This is a genomic window from Knoellia sp. AC549 (assembly GCF_979258975.1).
Genome location: NZ_OZ409890.1, coordinates 3,582,576 through 3,600,453, shown reverse-complemented (window position 1 = coordinate 3,600,453; position 17,878 = coordinate 3,582,576). Strand labels below are relative to the sequence as shown.

Here is a 17,878-nt window from a genome sequence, read left to right as displayed (position 1 = left end):
CGTCATTCGGGGGGAAGGCGTGCGAGCAGCTCGCCGTGGACGATGGCGAACCAGGCGTCGGGGGCGGTGCTCCAGCGCCGCCAGCCGTCGCCGATTCGTGCCAGCTGCTCGGCATCGACCCCGTGCTCAGCGGCCTGCTCCGCGAACACCCTGCCCACATAGCGCTCGGCCTGGCTCTCGCCCCACCAGCGGCAGGCGCTGTCGTCGGCGTAGGTCCAGACACTCGTCGACAGGCGGACGTCACCCAGTCCCGCAGCCCGGGCCCAGCCCCGCAGCCGGCGCCCGGCATCGGGTTCGGCACCGTTGCCCCGGGCGACGTCCCGATAGATGGAGCGCCACTCGTCGAGCTCTGGCACCTCGGGAAACCAGGCCATCGCCGCGTAGTCGGCGTCGCGGGCCGCCACCCATCCACCGGGCCGACAGACCCTGACCATCTCGGTGAGCGCCTTGACCGGGTCCGTCACGTGTTGCAGGACCTGGTGGGCATGGACGACGTCGAAGCTGTCGTCGTCATGGGGCAGGTCAAGGACGTCGGCCTGCTCGAATCTCGTCGTCGTGTCGCCTCGACGGGCAGCCTCGTCCCGCGCCGCCGCGAGCGGACCCGCGACCGGCTCGATCCCGACCACCTCTCCGGGAGCCACGACCTCGGCCAGGTCGAGCGTGATGGTGCCCGGTCCACAACCGACGTCGAGGACCCGCATCCCCGGTTCGAGGACGGGCAGCAGGTATCTGCACGAGCTCTGCGCGGTGCGTCGTCCGTGCGAGGCGAGAGTGGCGGGCTCATGACCCTGCGTGTAGCGGTGCCGGCCCTCCCCCACCGACTGCGACCCGGCAGGGCTCGTCACGACAGCCCCCGATGCGCCGACCACAGCGCGCTCGCGCGAGTTGCCGCAGCATCGATGAGCGCCACCAGCTCGGGTCGGTCCGGCACGCGAAAGGATGTGTAGCCACCGCGACCACCCGCCACCGGCCGCCCGTAGGCCTTGGCGGCGACGTGCCCGTCCGGCAGGAGGCGGATGTTCAGCGACAGCAGGAGGAACTCCTCGCCCCGACGGGTGTCGCGCCACTGCAACGCCTCCGGGACGGCGACGTTGATGGCCAGGGCGCTGACATCGACGTCGGCGCCCTCGGCGGGAGGTGGATCCTCGGCGGTCATGGGCTCATCCCCTCGTCACACGTGCAGGTGGATCGACATCGACACCGTGACGACGTCGCCGAGCTCGACGGACTCGGCCAGCCGCACCCGGTCCTTGAGCGGCACCACGTAGCCACCGTCCTTGGGCCACAGGGAGGTCGTCCACTCCGTCGCACCGATGCGCAACGTCACCGGCACCATCCCCCATCCGTAGCTGACGAGCTCGGCCGCCTCGCGGACGTCGTCGTGCAGCTCCTCGGGCACCGACACGAAATGGAAGGGAGCCGGCCCGCGCCACTCCCAGACCTCACCCGTGAGCTCCAGCTCGACGACGTCGCTGATCACGCCCGCCAACCTAGCCTCGTCAACCCGACCCGGCCACCACCGACCAGAAGCAGCCACTCCCCCAGCTGGTCCGCAAAGTCTTGACCCCGGCATACCAACTCTTGACTCGGCAGAGACCCTGCGTTGACCGCGGCCTTCCTAGGCTGATGGGCGCTGCGGCGGTGAGGATCAGGGAGTTCTTCACTCCACCGCGGTCGCGCCTGCTCGATTTCCTCCCGGGCAGGTCGTCGTCGTCACCCCCACCGGTCCAGGGGCTCAGGCACCGGTGGGGGTGACGCACGTCAGGGAACGATCTCGAGCAGGTGGGCGCGCTCCTGCCCGATGGGGGTGAAGCCCTCGCGCAGCAGGACCGGGAGCGACTGGGTGCGTCGCGCCTTGGTCACCGCGGTGTGGCACCGCGCCGTGGAGGCGAGGTCGAGCCGCGCAGCCAGCATGGCGGCATACACACCGCGTCGGCGGGCGTGCGGCAGGACGGCCGCTCCCACGAGGGGCGCCACGCCGTACTCGAAACCCACACGCGCCCGCCCGACCGGCACACCGTCGAGCCACCCCACGACCCAGGCGGCTGCTCCGCGCTCGAGCTCGTCGAGCACCTCCGCGAGCAGCGCGGCGCGGTCCGGCGGCTGCGGGTTGTCGAACACCTCGACGCCGATGTCGACCACGGCGTCGAGGCTGGCCGCATCCTGGACGAGGGTGACCCGCACACCCGGCGCGATCGACGGCGGTGCGTCGCCCACGGCGCGTGCGACACACACCTGGTCCTCGATGGTGCTCGCTCCCGCCGCCAGCACGAGCTCCTCCAACCCGACGGGTGTCGAGTCGTCGCGGAACCACCACTCCGCGCTGCGCGCTCCGGACATCCGCAGGTATGCCGTGAGCTCACCGAAGAGCTCGTCCGCGTCGCGGTCCGACCGGGTCCAGTGGACGACGAACGGCCGCTCCGGCTCGGGCGGGTAGTGGCTGATGAGCGCGTCGTGGTGGCCGAGCGTCACGTAGCCCCGGCTCGGCGCCACACCGTGCCGGGTGATCGACTGCAGGACGAGGTCGGGGAACGTCGGCTCAGCCACGCGGTGACCCCTCGCTCACGCCTCGAAGCGGCTCGGGTCACCCGCACCCACGCGCAGCACCTCGGCGCCGTCGCCGGAGAGGTCGACGACCGTGGTCGGCTCGGTGCCGCACTCCCCCGAGTCGATGACGACGTCGACCACGTGGTCCAGCTCCTCCTTGACCTGCCAGCCGTCGGTCATGGGCTCGCTCTCGCCCGGGAGGATGAGGGTCGACGTGAGCATCGGCTCGCCCAGCTCGGCCAGGAGTGCCTGCACGACGGGGTGCTCCGGGATCCGCACGCCGACGGTCCTCTTCTTGGGGTGAAGCACCCGACGGGGCACCTCACCCGTCGCGGGGAGGATGAACGTGTAGGGGCCCGGGGTCGAGGCCTTGACGGCTCTGAACACCGCGTTGTCGACGTGCACGAACTGGCCGAGCTGAGCGAAGTCGGCGCAGACCAGGGTGTAGTGGTGCTTGTCGTCGAGCCGACGGATGTCGCGGATGCGGTCCTTGGCGCTCTGGTTGCCCAGTGCCGCTCCCAGGGCGTAGCCGGAGTCGGTCGGGTAGGCGATGAGCCCACCTTCTCGCAGGGTGTCGACCGCCTGCTTGATGGCTCGGGGCTGCGGGTCGACCGGGTGGACGTCGAGATATCGCGCCACGGCTCAGTCCTCGCGCATCGTGATCGGGGTCCCCAGCTGGACGGTGCGCGACACGGTGCACAGCCGGTCGCGGGACTGGGCGATCGACCGCGGCAGCATCTCGCGCGCCTTGTCGCCCTCCGGGCCCTCCGGGAAGCGCACCCTGAAGGTCACCTCGAGGTCCTCCATGTGGTTGCCCTTCTCGGCGCTCTTGGCCTTCTCGCCCTCGCTGACGACCACGAACTCGGTCGGTTCGGCGCGCTTGGCGGTGATGAAGTCGACGTCCACGGCGCTGCACCCGGCGATGGCCGTGAGCAGCAGCTCGACGGGGGTGAAGTCGTCGGACTCCCCCGTGCCGATGTGGATGGTTCCACCGCGCACGTTGGTGACGTCGAACTCGCCGTGGCTCGTGCGGCTCAGTGTGACGGAGCGGTGCCCCGGTCCGGTGCCACCGGTCTCTGCGGTCGGGTCGGGCTGTGTCACGTGGTGCTCCACTTCTTGTCGATGGCGCGCACGACCTTGAGGTCGCGCGAGGTGAAGGTCGTGCCGGCCAGACGTTCCAGCCTGGGGCCACCCAGCTTGGGGGCGGCGAAGTTCCCGGCCAGCTCGAGCAGGAGGTCCCGGCCCACGACACGGCAACGTTCCGGTGTGTCCGCGTATGCCGTGAGCGCACCTTGCGCTGTCGCGCTCACCGCACCCTTGGCGAACGCGACGTATCGCCGCGCCTGGTCGTCGAGGAGCGGAGGGGTCGCCTCGATGGCCTGCACGAGCGCACGGAGCTCAGCGGGTGAGCGGACCATGGTCGGCACCTCGAAACCACGCCACTCGCGCAGGAGCTCCTCGATCGCAGCCTCGACCTTGGCGGACGAACGCATCCTGGACGTGAGGGCGATGTTGCCGGTGTGGATGTGGGTCTGCACCTCGGTGAAGCCGGCTGACTCGAGCCGATTCCGCAGCTCAGCCATCGGCACCTTGTGATGGGCACCCAGGTTGATGGCACGCAGGAAGGCCAGGTGACGCGGCATACGAGGATCCTGCCAGAGCGGGGCGGAGGCAGAGCCGTCCCTCACCCGCGGGTGGCGGAGGTGGTGAGGCTCCTGCCAGAGTGAGCCACATGACTGGTCCACCTGCTGTCCCCGAGGGACGCATCGTCCTCGTCCGCCACGGCAAGACCGAGTGGAGCGAGTCGGGTCAGCACACCGGCACGACGGACATCCCTCTCACCGAGCAGGGAGAGGCCGATGCCCTGACCCTGGGCGAGCGGCTGTCGGGCTTCGACTTCGGTCTCGTCCTCACCTCCCCCATGCAGCGCGCCCGTCGCACGGCGGCCATCGCCGGGTTCCCCTCTCCCGAGGTCGATCCCAACCTCGTCGAGTGGGACTACGGAGCCTACGAGGGCCGCACGACCAAGGAGATCCGGGCCGAGCTCGGCTACGACTGGGCGGCGTTCGAGCACGGTGTGCCCGCCGGGGAGAGCCCCGGCGAGACGGTGGAGGAGGTCGCTGCCCGGGCGTCACGGGTCCTGCTGCGGGCCGCGCCGGTGGTGGCCTCGCGAGACGTGCTGCTCTTCGGGCACGGCCACGCCCTGCGGGTGCTGGCCGCCGTCTTCCTGCGCGAGCAGCCGAGGTTCGCCGCCAAGCTGCTGCTCGACGCGGGATCGGTCAGCGTGCTCGAGTACGAACGCGAGCAGCCCGCGATCAAGCTGTGGAACAGCCTGGGCTGAGCCCTGGTGGGGCCGAGCCTGGAGGCGGGCTCAGGGCAGCGGGCTCAGGGCAGCGGCCAGGTGTGGACCGGCTCGTTGGTGCCCATGTGCTCGGTGTAGAGCTCGAGCATCTGGTGCAGCGCCGTGCGCCGGTCGGAGCCGCGCTCCTCGAAGCGCCGGACCGTGTCGGTCTGCCAGGTGGCGCCGTTGGCGCCGGCCTGGCACCGCGCCTCGATGATGCCGAGGAACCTGTCCCGCACCGCCTGGGAGACACCCCACTCCTGCAGCCCCTCGTGGGCGAGCGGCAGGAGGTGACGCAGGACGAGCTCGTCGGCCCCGACCTCGCCGAACCCGGGCCAGTAGAGGCGTGCCTCGATGCCGTCACGGGCCCCGCGGTGGAAGTTCTCCTCGCAGGCCGCGAAGCTCATCTTGGTCCACACGGGACGCTCGGTCGACGCCAGCTTGCGCACGACGCCGTAGTAGAAGGCGGCGTTGGCCATGGTGTCGGCGATCGTCGGGCCGGCGGGGAGCACCCGGTTCTCGACCCGGAGGTGGGGCCGCCCCTTGACGATGTCGTAGATGGGCCGGTTCCAGCGGTAGACCGTGCCGTTGTGCAGTCGCAGCTCGGCCAGGTCGGGGGCCTCCCCCGCCTCGAGCTTGGCCATCGGGTCCTCGTCCGTCGTCTCGGCGAGGAGCGCCGGGAAGTAGCGCGAGTTCTCCTCGAAGAGGTCGAAGATCGAGGTGATCCAGCGCTCACCGAAGAAGACGCGCGGTCGCACGCCCTGGTTCTTCAGCTCGATGGGCCGGGTGTCGGTCGCCTGCTTGAAGAGCTCGATCCGGGTCTCGGCATGGAGCCGTTGACCGAAGAAGAAGGGCGAGTTCGCGGCCAGGGCCACCTGGACGGGTGAGACCGCCTGCGCGGCGTTCCAGTGGTCGGCGAAGTCGGAGGGGGCCACCTGGAGGTGCAGCTGGACACTCGTGCACGCGGACTCGGGTGCGATCGAGTCACAGTAGGTCGCCACCCGTTCGCCTCCCGGACCGGTGATGTCGAGGAAGATGTCCTCCCCACGGGCGACGAAGATCGAGTCGTTGAGGGCGGTGTAGCGGTTGTTGTCGCTGATCCACTCCCCCTCGTAGTGCTCCGGCATGATCGTCGGCAGGATGCCGATCGTCACGAGCCGCGAGCCGACCTCTCGTGCCTTGCCGTCGGCGGCGTTGAGCGACTCACGCAGGTCGCTCTCGAGCTCGAGGGCGGAGTCGCCGGGCAGCGGCCGCGGGAGCACGTTGAGCTCGATGTTGTACTGCGCCAGCTCGGTCTGGTAGCCGGGGTCCGCGATGGCCGAGAGCACCTCGGCGTTGGCGAAGTGCGGGTCGAAGTCCTCGTTGACGAGGTTGAGCTCGATCTCGAGACCGGTCAGGGGTCGGTCGAACTCGAACGAGTGCTGGCCCAGCATCCGCTCGAAGACGTCGAGGTTCTGCCGCACCTTCTCGCGATAGCGCTGCCGCTCCTCGCGTGTGTAGCTCTGCGCGCTGACCTCAGCACCCACGCCCATCACCTCCCGATCTCATCGTGGTTCGTCTGCTCGGAGGCCGAGTCAATCACCATCCGAGCACAGCGCGCGAACGGAACGTGGGCGAATCCGCGTTTCGGTCACGGGGGCTGTCGGCGCCCCCACCTAGCCTCGGTGACGTGCGCATGATCCACACCTCCGACTGGCACCTGGGACGGGCATTTCACCAGGTGGGGCTGCAGGGCGCCCAGTCCGCCTTCCTCGACCACCTCGTCGAGGTCGTGCGCTCCGAGTCCGTCGCCGCGGTGGTCGTCTCCGGTGACATCTACGACCGGGCCCTGCCCGCGCCCGACACGGTGGCCATGCTCTCGGACGCGGTCGAGCGGCTCATCGACGCGGGGGCCGCCGTCGTGCTCTCCAGCGGCAACCACGACTCCGCCATCCGACTGGGGTTCGCCTCGCGCCTGCTCGAGCGCTCCGGCCTGCACATCCGCACGAGCATCGACGACATCGGCCGCCCCGTCGTCGTCGGTGACGTCGCCATCCATGCGCTCCCCTACCTCGAGCCGTCCCTGTCGGCCGGCCCCTTGGGCACCGGCGAACGCACCCACGCCGGCGTGCTCCGCGCAGCGATGGAGCGGGTGCGCTCCTCGCTCGCGGCCGGCGGTGCGCGACGCTCCGTGGTCATGGCGCACGCCTTCGTCACCGGAGGCGCCACGAGCGAGTCCGAGCGTGACATCTCCGTGGGTGGTGTCGCGGCTGTGCCCCCCGAGGTCTTCGCCGGGGTCGACTACGCAGCCCTGGGCCACCTGCACGGCCGTCAGCAGGTGTCGGAGTGGGTCCGCTACTCCGGGTCACCCGTGGCGATGTCGTTCAGCGAGGCGAGCCACACCAAGGGGTCCTGGCTCGTCGACCTCTCGGGCGAGGCCCCCGTCACCGACTTCGTGGCGGCTCCCGTCGAACGTCCCCTCGTCCTGCTCCGCGGCACCCTGGACGATCTGCTCGGGGACCCGCGTCACACGGCCGCCGAGTCCGCGTGGGTCCAGGTCACCCTGACCGACCCGATCCGTCCGCTGGGAGCCATGGAGCGCCTGCGGGTCCGCTTCCCGCACACCCTGGACCTGCGCTTCGCTCCCACCGGTTCGGTCACGACGATGAGCGCGTATGCCGCGTCGCTCACCGAACGCTCGGACCTCGACGTGTGCTGCGACTTCCTCACCCACGTCCGCGGCGGGCACGGCCCCGACGAGGACGAGCGGCTGCTGCTCGGCCGGGCCGTCGAGGGGGCCAGGCTGCGTCGATCGGCCGGTGAGGACGAGGGCGGCACGTCCACCCACCGGGTCACGGGGGCGGCATGAGGATCCACCGCCTGAGCGCGACCGCCTTCGGTCCGTTCCCCGACGAGATCTCCGTCGACTTCGACGTGCTGACCTCCGCCGGGCTGTTCCTCATCCACGGGCCGACCGGTGCCGGCAAGACCAGCCTCCTCGACGCGATCTGCTTCGCGCTCTTCGCCGACGTCCCCGGCCTGCGCGACAAGCGGGGCATCGTGAGCGACCACGCCGCCCCCACCACGAGTCCCTCGGTTGAGCTCGAGTTCACCTGTGGCACACGCAGGTTCGCGATCCGCCGGTCGCCCGCTCACGCGCGACCCAAGAAGCGTGGCACCGGCACGATCGAGGCTCCCGCCACGGTGGTCCTGTCCGAGCTGCGTGGTGGTGACTGGACGGTCGTCTCGACCCGCAACGACGAGGCCGCCGAGGTCCTCCACGACGTGCTCGGCATGGGCAAGGAGCAGTTCGCCAAGGTGGCCATGCTCCCGCAGGGTGAGTTCGCTGCGTTCCTCACCGCCAAGGACGACGAGCGACGGGCCCTTCTCGAGAAGCTCTTCGACATCACGCGCTTCGCCGACGTCGAGGAGTGGCTCGTCGACGCACGCCGCGCGAGCGATGCGGCGGTCACCGAGCTGCGGGCGGGCATCGACACCGACCTCGCCCGCCTCGCCGATGTCGTGGCCGCGAGTGGTCTTGACGACTCCGCCCTCGATGGTGACACCGAGGCCGTGCCGGGTGCTGACGATCGCACGCTCGCGGGTCGCCCGGCCCTCGACCCGACGTCGCCGGACGGGATCCGAGCCTTGCTCGACGCCATCGGCAGAGACCTCGACGAGCGGCTCTCCGAGGCCATGGTCGCCCTCGACGCTGCCGTGGCGTCTGAGGCGTCCGCCGCCACCGAGGCCGAGCGCGCTCGCAGCCTCACGGCCCTGCGGGAGCGGGCCAGAGTCGCTCGCGCCACCCTCGCCGACCTCGACGAGGTCCACGACGACATCTCCGCTGCCCGGCTCACCCACGACGCGGCCAGCCGCGCCGCCTCGGTCCGTGGCCACCTCGTCGCCATGGCCCGCGAGGCCACCGAGCTCGAGCGCGCCACGACGGCCCTCGACGCAGCCATGGCTCGCGTGCGGTCCCTCAGCCCAGGGGCTGTGGATCCCACGGCCCTGCTCGACGCCCTGGAGGGTCATGACGACACCCTGCGCGAGCTGGTCCGCCTCGAGGCAGCCCGTGGCCTGCGAGCCCGGCAGGCCAGTGACCACCTCGACGCCATCACGGATGCCACCCGAGTCCTCGAGAGCGCCGACGCCGACCGTGCCGCAGCCAAGGACCACCTCGTCGAGGCCGAGTCGGTGGTTGCCGATGCCCTCGAGGCCGAGGCCTCCCGTGAGGGAGTGGACAGTGCTGCCGAGGTGGCTCACGACAGGCTGCGGCTCGCTCGCCGCGTGGTCAAGGACGAGGTCACGGTGTCAGGTCTCGCCACCACTGCCGCGCAGGCCCGCTCGGCTGCTCAGGATGCCCGCGACCACGAGCAGGACGTCGTCTCGCGGCGGTTGTCGCAGATGGCGGCAGAGCTGGCCGAAGGCCTGGTCGACGGCGAGTCGTGTCCGGTGTGTGGTGCCGACGAGCACCCGGCGCCGGCTCGCCAGGGCAACCGGGTGGGCGCGACCGAGCTCGACGAGGCGCGGCGCACCCATGCTGCCCTGACGCGTGCGCACCAGCAGGCCGAGACCGCGGCTGCAAGCGCACAGGCGCTGCTCAGCGAGGCACTGCGAGTCCTCGGCGTCGACTCCGTGCGCGACCTCGACCTGCGGACCCTGACCGACGAGTCCGCGTCCGCGGCAGCACGGCAGGCGCAGGTGCGGACCCGTGCCGCGCAGCGGATGTCGGGCGAGCAGCGCCTCGTTGACGCCCGCGCCGAGCTGCAGCGAGTCGACGAGGCCGTCACCGCTGCGCAGCAGGACCTGGCCCGCGCCACCACCGTGGCCGAGCAGGCCCGAGCAGCCGACGCCGCCGACGCCGCCGCCATCGGCGCGCTCCTCATGGGCCACTCGACCTGCCCCTGCACCTCCTCCACCGCGGCAGCGGGAGCTCGCGCAGAGTCGGTGCCAGCTGCGTCGGGCGACCCCGCAGGCACGACCCGAGACATCGTCCGGTCGCACGAGAGCATGGTCGTGACGACCCGGGCCTGGGAGCAGGCCCGGGCCCGCCACGACGAGTCCTCGTCACGACTTGCCTCCGCTGCCGAAGCCGGGGAGGCCGCGGCTGCCGAGGCCGGGTTCGCCTCCCTCGCCGACGCCTCCGCCGCGGCGATGCCACCCGCGGCCCTCGACCGGCTTCGCGACCGGCTGCACGACCACGACCGGGCACGCTCCTCCGCCAACGCCGTCCTCGGGGACGCCGACGTCGTTGCGGCCGAAGCCGCTCCGGTGCCGGACCTCGACGCCGTCGTGTCGGCCGCGCAGCAGGCACGCTCGATCCTGCTCGCGGCGCAGTCCACCCAGACCGAGGCCAGCGCGGCCCGCCGGGCGTTCACCACCGTGCGGTCGAGCCTCATGGCGGGCCTCGATGCCGCCGGGCCGGCCCTGACCCACCACCACCGGATCAAGGAGCTCGCCGACACCTTCACCGGCGGCGGGCTCAACAACACCCTGCGCATGCGGCTCACCTCGTTCGTGCTCGCCAGCCGACTCGACACCGTCGCCCGGCTGGCCAACGAGCGGCTCCGCATCATGGGTGACGGTCGCTACACGCTCGAGCACTCGGACCGGTTGGCCGCGCGCGGGGCCCGCAGTGGGCTGGGGCTCCGCGTCCTCGACCAGTGGACCGGGGTGAGCCGCGAGACCTCCACCCTGTCCGGTGGTGAGGCCTTCATGGCCTCACTCGCCCTCGCCTTGGGGCTGGCCGACGCCGTGCGCGAGGAGTCGGGTGGCTTCGACCTCGGCACCCTGTTCGTCGACGAGGGCTTCGGCACTCTCGACGACGAGAGCCTCGAACAGGTCATCTCCGTCCTGGACTCCCTGCGCGAGGGTGGGCGAGCGGTCGGCGTCGTCTCTCACGTCGGCGAGCTCCGCAGCCGGATCACCAGCCAGCTCGTCGTCCGCAAGAGCGCCAGCGGCAGCACCGTCGCGCTCTCGACCCCCGGAGCCGAGAGCGCCGCGTGACCGGCTGACGGTCAGGAGTCAGCGACTTTCCGGGCCGTAACGCGGAGGGGGTTCCATGCTCTCAATGGCGTATGCCGCCGCTCTCCGGCCGCGCGCCGACCCGCGCCAGTCGAGAGGAGAGAACTCGCCGCCTCCGTCGTGGTGGAGACGGCGAGTTCTCTCCTCTCGACCGGCTGTTCGGGCAGCTCAGTCCTCGAATGCCTCCGGCGGCGGGCACGAGCAGACGAGGTGGCGGTCGCCGTAGGCACCGTCGATGCGGCGCACCGGCGGCCAGTACTTCGCGAGCGGGTCGACGCCCTTGGGGAAGGCAGCATCCTGCCGGCTGTAGTCGACGTCCCAGTCCCCTGCCAGCGAGACCGCCGTGTGCGGCGCTCCGCGCAGCACGCTCGTCGCAGCGTTGCCGGCAGCACCGACCGCGTCGATCTCCTCGCGGATGGCGATCATGGCGTCGCAGAAACGATCGAGCTCGAGCTTGTCCTCGCTCTCGGTCGGCTCGACCATGAGCGTGCCCGCCACCGGGAACGACATCGTCGGTGCGTGGAAGCCGTAGTCAATGAGCCGCTTCGCGATGTCGTCGACGCTCACGCCCGTCTGCTTGGTGAGGGGACGCACGTCGAGGATGCACTCGTGGGCGACGAGCCCTCCCTCACCCGAGTAGAGCACCGGGTAGTGGTCGCGCAGCCGCGCCGCGACGTAGTTGGCGTTGAGGACGGCCACCTCGGTGGCACGACGCAGACCCGCGGCTCCCATGAGGCGCACGTAGGCCCACGAGATCGGCAGGATGCCCGCCGAGCCGTAGGGCGCGGCCGAGATCGGACCCACGCCGGTCTCGGGACCTGCCTCCGGGTCCAACGGGTGGTTGGGAAGGAAGGGTGCGAGGTGCTCACGGCACGCGACCGGACCCACGCCGGGACCGCCCCCGCCGTGGGGGATGCAGAACGTCTTGTGGAGGTTGAGGTGCGACACGTCGGCACCGAAACGCCCGGGCTGGGCCAGGCCGACGAGGGCGTTGAGGTTGGCCCCGTCGACATAGACCTGGCCGCCGGCGTCGTGCACCATGGCGCACAGGTCGGTGATCGTGTCCTCGAAGACGCCGTGCGTGGAGGGGTACGTCACCATGATCGCGGCGAGGTCGTCCCGGTGCTCCTCGACCTTGGTCTTGAGGTCGTCCATGTCGACGTTGCCGGTGATGACGTCGGTCTTGACGACGACGACCTTCATCCCGGCCATCACCGCGCTGGCGGCATTGGTGCCGTGGGCGCTGGCGGGGATGAGGCACACGGTGCGCTCCCCCTGCCCCTGCGAGCGGTGGTATGCCGCGATGGCCAGCAGGCCGGCGAACTCACCCTGAGAACCCGCGTTGGGCTGGAGCGAGACCGCGTCGTAGCCGGTGATGTCGCAGAGCCACTGCTCCAGCTCGCTCACGAGGTGGCGGATGCCCTCGGTCTGGTCGAGCGGGGCGAAGGGGTGGAGGTTCGCGAACTCCGGCCAGGTGATGGCGAGCATCTCGGTCGTCGCGTTGAGCTTCATGGTGCACGAGCCGAGCGGGATCATGCCGCGGTCGAGGGCGAAGTCGCGGTCCGAGAGCCGACGCAGGTAGCGCAGCATCGACGTCTCGCTGTGGTGGCTCGTGAAGACCGGGTGGGTCAGGTAGTCGGACGTGCGGAGCAGGGCACCGTCCCAGGCGGGCTCGGCGACCGCCACCGCCGACGGCGCGTCCACACCGAACGCCCGGCAGACCTTGTCGAGGTCGTGGAGGTCGGTGGTCTCGTCGACCGAGATCAGCACGGTGTCGGCGTCATGCCGCCAGACGTTGGTGTGCTCGGCCAGGGCAGCCGCGACGATCTCGTCGGCACGGCCCGGCACCCGGACCGACAACGTGTCGAAGACCGCCTCGTCGGCCACCTCGAAACCACCGTCACGAAGCGCGGCGGCAAGAGCCGTCGCGTGCGCGTGCGTGCGGAGCGCGATGGCGCGCAGCCCACGCGGACCGTGGTAGACGGCATACATGCTGGCCATGACCGCCAACAGCACCTGTGCGGTGCAGATGTTGGAGGTCGCCTTCTCCCGGCGGATGTGCTGCTCCCGGGTCTGGAGCGCAAGCCGGTATGCCGGTGCGCCGGTGACGTCGACCGACACGCCGACCAGTCGGCCGGGCAGGGTCCGCTCGAGTCCGGCACGCACGGACATGTAGCCGGCGTGGGGTCCGCCGAAGCCCATGGGGACACCGAACCGCTGGGTGGTCCCGACCGCGATGTCGGCGCCCCACTCCCCCGGCGCCGTGGCCAGGGTGAGGGCCATGAGGTCGGCCGCCGCCGTGACGAGGGCACCAGCCTCGTGGGCCGCGTCGGCCAGGGCTCGGTGGTCGCGCAGCCGGCCGTGGAGATCGGGGTACTGGACGATGACACCGAAGACGTCATGCCCACCAGCAGCCGCGACGAGCTCCTCACCCGTCGTCACCGACGACAGGTCGGCCACGACGATCTCGATGCCGAGCGGGAGGGCTCGGGTCTGCATCACGGCGACCGTCTGGGGGAAGATCGCCTCGTCGACGAGGAGAACCGCCTCGGACGCAGCCTTGCTCGAGCGGCGCATGAGCGTCATCGCCTCGGCCGCCGCGGTCGCCTCGTCGAGGAGGGAGGCGCCGGCGGTGCTCAGCCCGGTGAGGTCGCTCACCACGGTCTGGAAGTTGAGGAGCGCCTCCAACCTGCCCTGCGAGATCTCCGGCTGGTAGGGCGTGTATGCCGTGTACCAGGCCGGGTTCTCGAGGACGTTGCGCTGGATCACCGCCGGGGTGATCGTGCCGTAGTAGCCCAGCCCGATCATCGACGTGAGGACCTGGTTGCGGCCGGCGAGGCCGCGCAGCTCCTCGACGACGGCGAACTCGGAGTCGGCGGGTTCGATGGCCATGGCTCGGGTCGCGCGGATGGCAGCCGGCACGGCGGTCTCGGTCAGGTCGTCCAGGCTTGAGCGACCGATGGTCGCAAGCATCTCGGCGATCTGCTCGTCGTCGGGGCCGATGTGGCGCTCCGCGAAGGCGGGCAGGTCACTGGCGTGGGTCGTGAGGTCGGTCATGAGGGTGAGGCTCCTGGCGCACGGACGGGCACGGGCCTCCCCTTCTGTCGCGGCAGGAGCCGTTTCAGAGGTGCCTGATCCGTGCGGTCCTTTGCGCCTGAGAGGTTCCGGGGAGTTTGCCCCTTCGGCGCCCCGGCTCCGACGTGCGACCGGGGACTCTCCCGCACGGTGTTTGCGGCGCGCCCAGCGTAACAAACGGCGCGCACCCCGGAGGGCACGCGCCGTCTGCTGCGTCGGTCGTGGGTCAGGCGAGTCGCGCAGCGCGACGCGCACTCAGCTCGTCGTCGGGGTGGGCCGCCGGCGTCTCGTCGGAGAGACGCTCGCTCGGCAGGTGCGACAGGTCGCCCTCGACCTCGCGCCAGACCTTGCCGACGGCGATGCCGAAGACACCCTGACCGCCCTGGAGGAGGTCGATGACCTCTTCGTTGGACGTGCACTCGTAGACGGAGGCACCATCGCTCATGAGGGTGATCTGGGCCAGGTCGTCGACGCCGCGGTCACGCAGGACCTGGACGGCTCCCCGGATCTGCTGCAGAGAGACCCCGGTGTCGAGCAGCCGCTTGACGATCTTGAGCGCGAGGATGTCGCGGAAGCCGTAGAGACGCTGTGAGCCCGACCCTGCGGCCCCGCGGACCGACGGCTCCACGAGCGAGGTCCGGGCCCAGTAGTCGAGCTGGCGGTAGGTGATCCCGGCCGCCTTGCACGCGGTCGGGCCGCGGTAGCCCATCTCCTCGTCGAGCTCGGGCAGGTCGTCCGTGAAGAGCAGCCCCTGGGCCGCGACGGGCACGTGAGCCTTGGGATGTTCCTCGATGGCGTTCACGCCAGCCTCCTGCTGCGACACGGTGTAACTACATGGACGTCGTTCTGTTGAGGTGACGCTATGGCGCCGAGCACCCAGGGTCAACTACCACTGGACCCTAACCTCATGCGTGTCGTGAGCAACATGAGTAACACTCACCCTCAACTTGACGGTTGGTCTCCGGTGTCGAAGTCGTCGGCCGAGACGTGGTCGAGGAACTCCTTGAACTTCTCGACCTCGTTCTCCTCCTTCTCCTCCTCCGCCATCGCGATGCCGGCCTCACCGAGGAGGTCCTCGGTCGTCACGATGTCGACGCCGAAGCGCAGCGCCAGGGCGATGGCGTCCGAGGACCGGGAGTCGATGCTCTGCCCTCCCCCGTCCTCGCCGCCGTCGACGTCGAGCACCGCGTGGAAGACGCCGTTGGCGAGGCTGGTGATGCGGACCCGGTCGAGGGTGTGCCCCAGGTCGTCGAGGAGGTTCTTCATCAGGTCGTGGGTGAGCGGTCTCGGCGGGGTGACTCCTTGCTGGGCGTAGGCGATCGCCGCGGCCTCGGCCGCACCCACCCAGATGGGCAGGTAGCGACTGCCGTCCCGCTCACGGAGCAGGACGATGGGCTGATTGGTCGGCATCTCGACTCGGACCCCGAGGACGTCCAGTGACTTCACCCTTCCACCGTACGTCGTCAGGGTCGGGACAGACCACCCTTGACCAGCGCGGCGTGGAGCTGGAGGCACAGGCGAGCGACATCGGCCTGGTCCTGGGCGCGCCCACCGGACCGGCGCGTGCTCATCGCCTGCTCGACGAGCCCGACCTCGCGATCGGCTGCGGTCCTGAACGGACGCAGGTGCCGGGCCTCGATCCCGTATGCCGCGAGGCCGGCGGCCGCGTGCGCGGCCTGGAGGTCGGCTCCCGAGAAGAGGCCCTCCGCATCGGCTCGAAGGACTCCGAAGCCCTCGAGCGAGGAGATCGTCTCGAGGTCGAGGCCGGTGGCCGTCGTCAGCTCGTCGCGGGTGAGGCGGACGGCCGGGCCGGGCCGAAGAGTGTCAGCCGCGGGAACGTCGGGGTCGGCCTCGGGGCCGGGTGGCTGCGGGCGGGCGTCGCTGTCCGCGGCCGGCTGGAGCCCGCGGTCGAGGGCGTCGAGCGCCTCACGGATGACCTTGAGCGGCCAGAACCGGTCGCGCTGGGCTCGCAGCACGTAGCGGAGGCGTTCGACGTCCGCGCCCGAGTAGGTGCGGTAACCGGCCGGCGTCCGAGCGGGTTCGACGAGCCCCTCGCCCTCCAGGAACCGGATCTTGGAGATGCTGACCTCCGGGAACTCCTCACGCAGGGCGTCGAGGACCTTCCCGATGGTCAGCGGCCGGTCAGGCCTGCTTGGCGGCATAGAAGACGAGGCGGTACTTGCCGATCTGCACCTCGTCGCCGGTCTGGAGCACGGAGTCGTCGATCCGCTCCCGGTTGACGTAGGTCCCGTTGAGGGAGCCGACGTCCTTGACGACGAACTTCCCCTGCGTCCGCTCGAACGTCGCGTGCTGCCGGGAGACGGTCACGTCGTCGAGGAAGATGTCGCTGTCGGGGTGCCGACCTGAGGAGACGATGTCGTCGTCCAGCAGGAACCGGGCCCCGGTGTTCGGACCGCGCAGGACGACGAGCAGGGCCGTGCCGGGACGGAGCGCCTCGACCGTGGCCTGGTCGGCGCGGGTGAGGACGTGCTCGCTCTCATGGACGACGTCGGACTGCTCGAGTCCGTCCACCGCCCGGAAGCGCATCGTCGTCGACGACTCCGGCTCGCGCGCTGGGGTCTGGCGACTCTCGTCACTCATCTGTGCGGCTCCTCGGGTGCGAAGGCGATCCTGCGGGCGGGTCGTCCGGAACATTCACCCTAGATGACCGCTCCAGGGATGAACAGGTGGTTGGCCATGAGTGGCCTGTCAATCAGCTAGCTGTTGCTGGTAGGCCTCGACGTCCAGGAGTCCGTCGACCGCTGCGGAGTCGCTCGGACGCAGCTCATACATCCAGCCCTCGCCGTACGGGTCGGAGTTGACGAGCTCGGGTGAGGCGTCGAGGGCCGCGTTGACGGCGGTGATCTCACCCGCGACCGGCGCGTAGAGGTCGCTGACCGACTTCGTCGACTCCACCTCGCCGCACGCGTCCCCGACGGCCACGGTGTCTCCGGCGGCCGGCAGGCTCACGTAGACGACGTCGCCGAGCGCGTCCTGGGCGAACGACGTGATGCCGATCCGCACGGTGCCGTCGTCGCCTGTGCGCACCCACTCGTGCTCGGCGGTGTAGCGCAGGTCGCTCGGGTACTCGAGGTCGCTCATCGGTGAGGCTCCTTCAGGTGGCGTTCAGGACTTCGTGGGACTGGGGACGGGTCGAGCGTACTGAGGCTCCGAAACGGTCTGCAACGCGGACACCGTCACCTCCTCCTTGGCCTCGACGCCCGCCTCACCCCCGACACTGCGGACCGACTCGGTCACACCTCCGGGGATCTCCATCGCGGACGCGAGGGTGGAGCCGTCGCCGATCGCCGTGACGACGTAGGGCGCGCTCACCTCTCTGCCCGAGATCGCCAGGCCCCCTTCGCCATCGGTGAAGTAGGTGTTGGCCACGACGCGGACGTTGTTGATCTCGACCGCCTCGGCCCCGGCGTCGCGCAGCTCCTGCAGGGTGTCGAGCAGCATCGGTGCCGTCACGCCGTTGTCGGGATCGCGGATCGTCAGCACGATGCCGGGCCCGCGCGTCGGCACCGTCCCCGCCATGATCGCCAGGGAGTCGAGGCGCTGCTGCGCCGCCTGCTGGGCCTCGGTGAGGCTCGTGGTGTCGCTCTGCAGGCGGTCACGTGAGAGCTGCAGGGTCTGGATCTCCTCGGCGAGCCGGCTGCCGTCCTGGTCGACCGTGTCGAGGATGCGGATGAGCTCGTCCTCACGCAGGTCCTCCAACCCCTCGATCGAGGTCTGGTGGACCTGCGCCGCTATGGCGAACCCGAGGCCGAGCGCGAGCAGGGTCGCAAGCACGTTGGCCTTGGTCCCCCGAGGCCGCCCCGCGCGCCCGAGCCGGTGCCACGCCGTGCTCGACGACCCCGCGGGGCGTGAGGCGGGTGCGGTCGGCTCTGCGTCGGTCATGGGCGCCTG

General features: G+C 70.7%; 18 protein-coding genes and 1 riboswitch. Of the genes, 3 read left to right on the top strand and 15 right to left on the bottom strand.

Features of this window, described 5'->3' with window-relative positions; all coding sequences use genetic code 11:
- Positions 1–2: 2 nt before the first annotated feature.
- The 7 genes from ACZZ98_RS17510 to ACZZ98_RS17480 form a co-directional block, all read right to left on the bottom strand.
- On the bottom strand, positions 3–845 hold the full coding sequence (locus ACZZ98_RS17510; protein WP_463517438.1) for a methyltransferase domain-containing protein: 843 nt from the start codon (positions 843–845) through the stop codon (positions 3–5).
- Positions 842–1,156, bottom strand: a complete 315-nt coding sequence (locus ACZZ98_RS17505) for a hypothetical protein (protein WP_463517437.1) — start codon at positions 1,154–1,156, stop codon at positions 842–844. Before ACZZ98_RS17505 ends, ACZZ98_RS17510 begins: the two co-directional genes overlap by 4 nt.
- A 15-nt stretch (positions 1,157–1,171) precedes the next feature.
- Entirely contained in the window at positions 1,172–1,480 is a 309-nt protein-coding gene (locus ACZZ98_RS17500; protein ID WP_463517436.1) for a DUF1905 domain-containing protein, read from the bottom strand.
- A gap of 281 nt (positions 1,481–1,761) precedes the next feature.
- Entirely contained in the window at positions 1,762–2,547 is a 786-nt protein-coding gene (locus tag ACZZ98_RS17495; protein WP_463517435.1) for a GNAT family N-acetyltransferase, read from the bottom strand.
- 15 nt (positions 2,548–2,562) lie between these two features.
- Positions 2,563–3,186 carry an L-threonylcarbamoyladenylate synthase gene (locus tag ACZZ98_RS17490; protein WP_463517434.1) on the bottom strand — a complete coding sequence of 208 codons (624 nt, stop codon included), beginning with the start codon at positions 3,184–3,186 and terminating at the stop codon, positions 2,563–2,565.
- 3 nt (positions 3,187–3,189) lie between these two features.
- Positions 3,190–3,648, bottom strand: a complete 459-nt coding sequence (locus ACZZ98_RS17485) for an OsmC family protein (protein ID WP_463517433.1) — start codon at positions 3,646–3,648, stop codon at positions 3,190–3,192.
- Positions 3,645–4,190 carry a DUF1697 domain-containing protein gene (locus tag ACZZ98_RS17480; RefSeq protein WP_463517432.1) on the bottom strand — a complete coding sequence of 182 codons (546 nt, stop codon included), beginning with the start codon at positions 4,188–4,190 and terminating at the stop codon, positions 3,645–3,647. Before ACZZ98_RS17480 ends, ACZZ98_RS17485 begins: the two co-directional genes overlap by 4 nt.
- Before the next feature lie 89 nt (positions 4,191–4,279).
- Between ACZZ98_RS17480 and ACZZ98_RS17475 the strand changes: the two genes are divergently transcribed.
- Entirely contained in the window at positions 4,280–4,888 is a 609-nt protein-coding gene (locus ACZZ98_RS17475) for a histidine phosphatase family protein (RefSeq protein WP_463517431.1), read from the top strand.
- Positions 4,889–4,932: 44 nt separating this feature from the next.
- On the opposite strand, the gene ACZZ98_RS17470 is transcribed toward ACZZ98_RS17475, so the two are convergent.
- On the bottom strand, positions 4,933–6,420 hold the full coding sequence (locus tag ACZZ98_RS17470) for a glutamate-cysteine ligase family protein (RefSeq protein WP_463517430.1): 1,488 nt from the start codon (positions 6,418–6,420) through the stop codon (positions 4,933–4,935).
- A 137-nt stretch (positions 6,421–6,557) separates the two neighbouring features.
- Between ACZZ98_RS17470 and ACZZ98_RS17465 the strand changes: the two genes are divergently transcribed.
- Positions 6,558–7,736: an exonuclease SbcCD subunit D gene (locus ACZZ98_RS17465; RefSeq protein WP_463517429.1), complete on the top strand. Its 1,179-nt coding sequence runs from the start codon at positions 6,558–6,560 to the stop codon at positions 7,734–7,736.
- Positions 7,733–10,873 (top strand): AAA family ATPase, encoded by a 3,141-nt coding sequence (locus ACZZ98_RS17460; RefSeq protein WP_463517428.1) that lies wholly within the window; start codon positions 7,733–7,735, stop codon positions 10,871–10,873. The genes ACZZ98_RS17465 and ACZZ98_RS17460 overlap by 4 nt, the downstream gene beginning before the upstream one ends.
- Positions 10,874–11,059: 186 nt before the next feature.
- On the opposite strand, the gene gcvP is transcribed toward ACZZ98_RS17460, so the two are convergent.
- The 7 genes from gcvP to ACZZ98_RS17425 form a co-directional block, all read right to left on the bottom strand.
- The gene (gene gcvP / locus ACZZ98_RS17455) at positions 11,060–13,948 is read right to left on the bottom strand and encodes an aminomethyl-transferring glycine dehydrogenase (RefSeq protein WP_463517427.1); all 2,889 of its coding nucleotides are present in this window, start codon (positions 13,946–13,948) and stop codon (positions 11,060–11,062) included.
- A 74-nt stretch (positions 13,949–14,022) separates the two neighbouring features.
- Positions 14,023–14,122, bottom strand: a riboswitch (glycine riboswitch).
- 70 nt (positions 14,123–14,192) lie between these two features.
- Positions 14,193–14,768 carry a MerR family transcriptional regulator gene (locus tag ACZZ98_RS17450; RefSeq protein WP_380089307.1) on the bottom strand — a complete coding sequence of 192 codons (576 nt, stop codon included), beginning with the start codon at positions 14,766–14,768 and terminating at the stop codon, positions 14,193–14,195.
- A gap of 140 nt (positions 14,769–14,908) precedes the next feature.
- Positions 14,909–15,412: a bifunctional nuclease family protein gene (locus ACZZ98_RS17445; RefSeq protein WP_463517426.1), complete on the bottom strand. Its 504-nt coding sequence runs from the start codon at positions 15,410–15,412 to the stop codon at positions 14,909–14,911.
- A gap of 17 nt (positions 15,413–15,429) precedes the next feature.
- Positions 15,430–16,128, bottom strand: coding sequence for a transcriptional regulator FtsR (gene ftsR, locus ACZZ98_RS17440; RefSeq protein WP_463517425.1), 699 nt, complete (start codon positions 16,126–16,128; stop codon positions 15,430–15,432).
- Complete coding sequence (locus ACZZ98_RS17435; RefSeq protein WP_463517424.1) at positions 16,109–16,567, bottom strand: FHA domain-containing protein; 459 nt, start codon at positions 16,565–16,567, stop codon at positions 16,109–16,111. Before ACZZ98_RS17435 ends, ftsR begins: the two co-directional genes overlap by 20 nt.
- Before the next feature lie 108 nt (positions 16,568–16,675).
- Complete coding sequence (gene gcvH / locus ACZZ98_RS17430) at positions 16,676–17,068, bottom strand: glycine cleavage system protein GcvH (RefSeq protein WP_463517423.1); 393 nt, start codon at positions 17,066–17,068, stop codon at positions 16,676–16,678.
- A 24-nt stretch (positions 17,069–17,092) separates the two neighbouring features.
- Entirely contained in the window at positions 17,093–17,869 is a 777-nt protein-coding gene (locus ACZZ98_RS17425; RefSeq protein WP_463517422.1) for a DUF881 domain-containing protein, read from the bottom strand.
- Between the last annotated feature and the right edge of the window lie 9 nt (positions 17,870–17,878).

Bases quoted from the DNA above. Each gene is read 5' to 3' on its own strand.
- ACZZ98_RS17470 (WP_463517430.1), bottom strand. From the start codon at position 6,420: ATGGGCGTGGGTGCTGAGGTCAGCGCGCAGAGCTACACACGCGAGGAG.
- gcvH (WP_463517423.1), bottom strand. From the start codon at position 17,068: ATGAGCGACCTCGAGTACCCGAGCGACCTGCGCTACACCGCCGAGCAC.
- ftsR (WP_463517425.1), bottom strand. From the start codon at position 16,128: ATGCCGCCAAGCAGGCCTGACCGGCCGCTGACCATCGGGAAGGTCCTC.
- gcvP (WP_463517427.1), bottom strand. From the start codon at position 13,948: ATGACCGACCTCACGACCCACGCCAGTGACCTGCCCGCCTTCGCGGAG.
- ACZZ98_RS17475 (WP_463517431.1), top strand. From the start codon at position 4,280: ATGACTGGTCCACCTGCTGTCCCCGAGGGACGCATCGTCCTCGTCCGC.
- ACZZ98_RS17425 (WP_463517422.1), bottom strand. From the start codon at position 17,869: ATGACCGACGCAGAGCCGACCGCACCCGCCTCACGCCCCGCGGGGTCG.
- ACZZ98_RS17460 (WP_463517428.1), top strand. From the start codon at position 7,733: ATGAGGATCCACCGCCTGAGCGCGACCGCCTTCGGTCCGTTCCCCGAC.
- ACZZ98_RS17435 (WP_463517424.1), bottom strand. From the start codon at position 16,567: ATGAGTGACGAGAGTCGCCAGACCCCAGCGCGCGAGCCGGAGTCGTCG.
- ACZZ98_RS17480 (WP_463517432.1), bottom strand. From the start codon at position 4,190: ATGCCGCGTCACCTGGCCTTCCTGCGTGCCATCAACCTGGGTGCCCAT.
- ACZZ98_RS17505 (WP_463517437.1), bottom strand. From the start codon at position 1,156: ATGACCGCCGAGGATCCACCTCCCGCCGAGGGCGCCGACGTCGATGTC.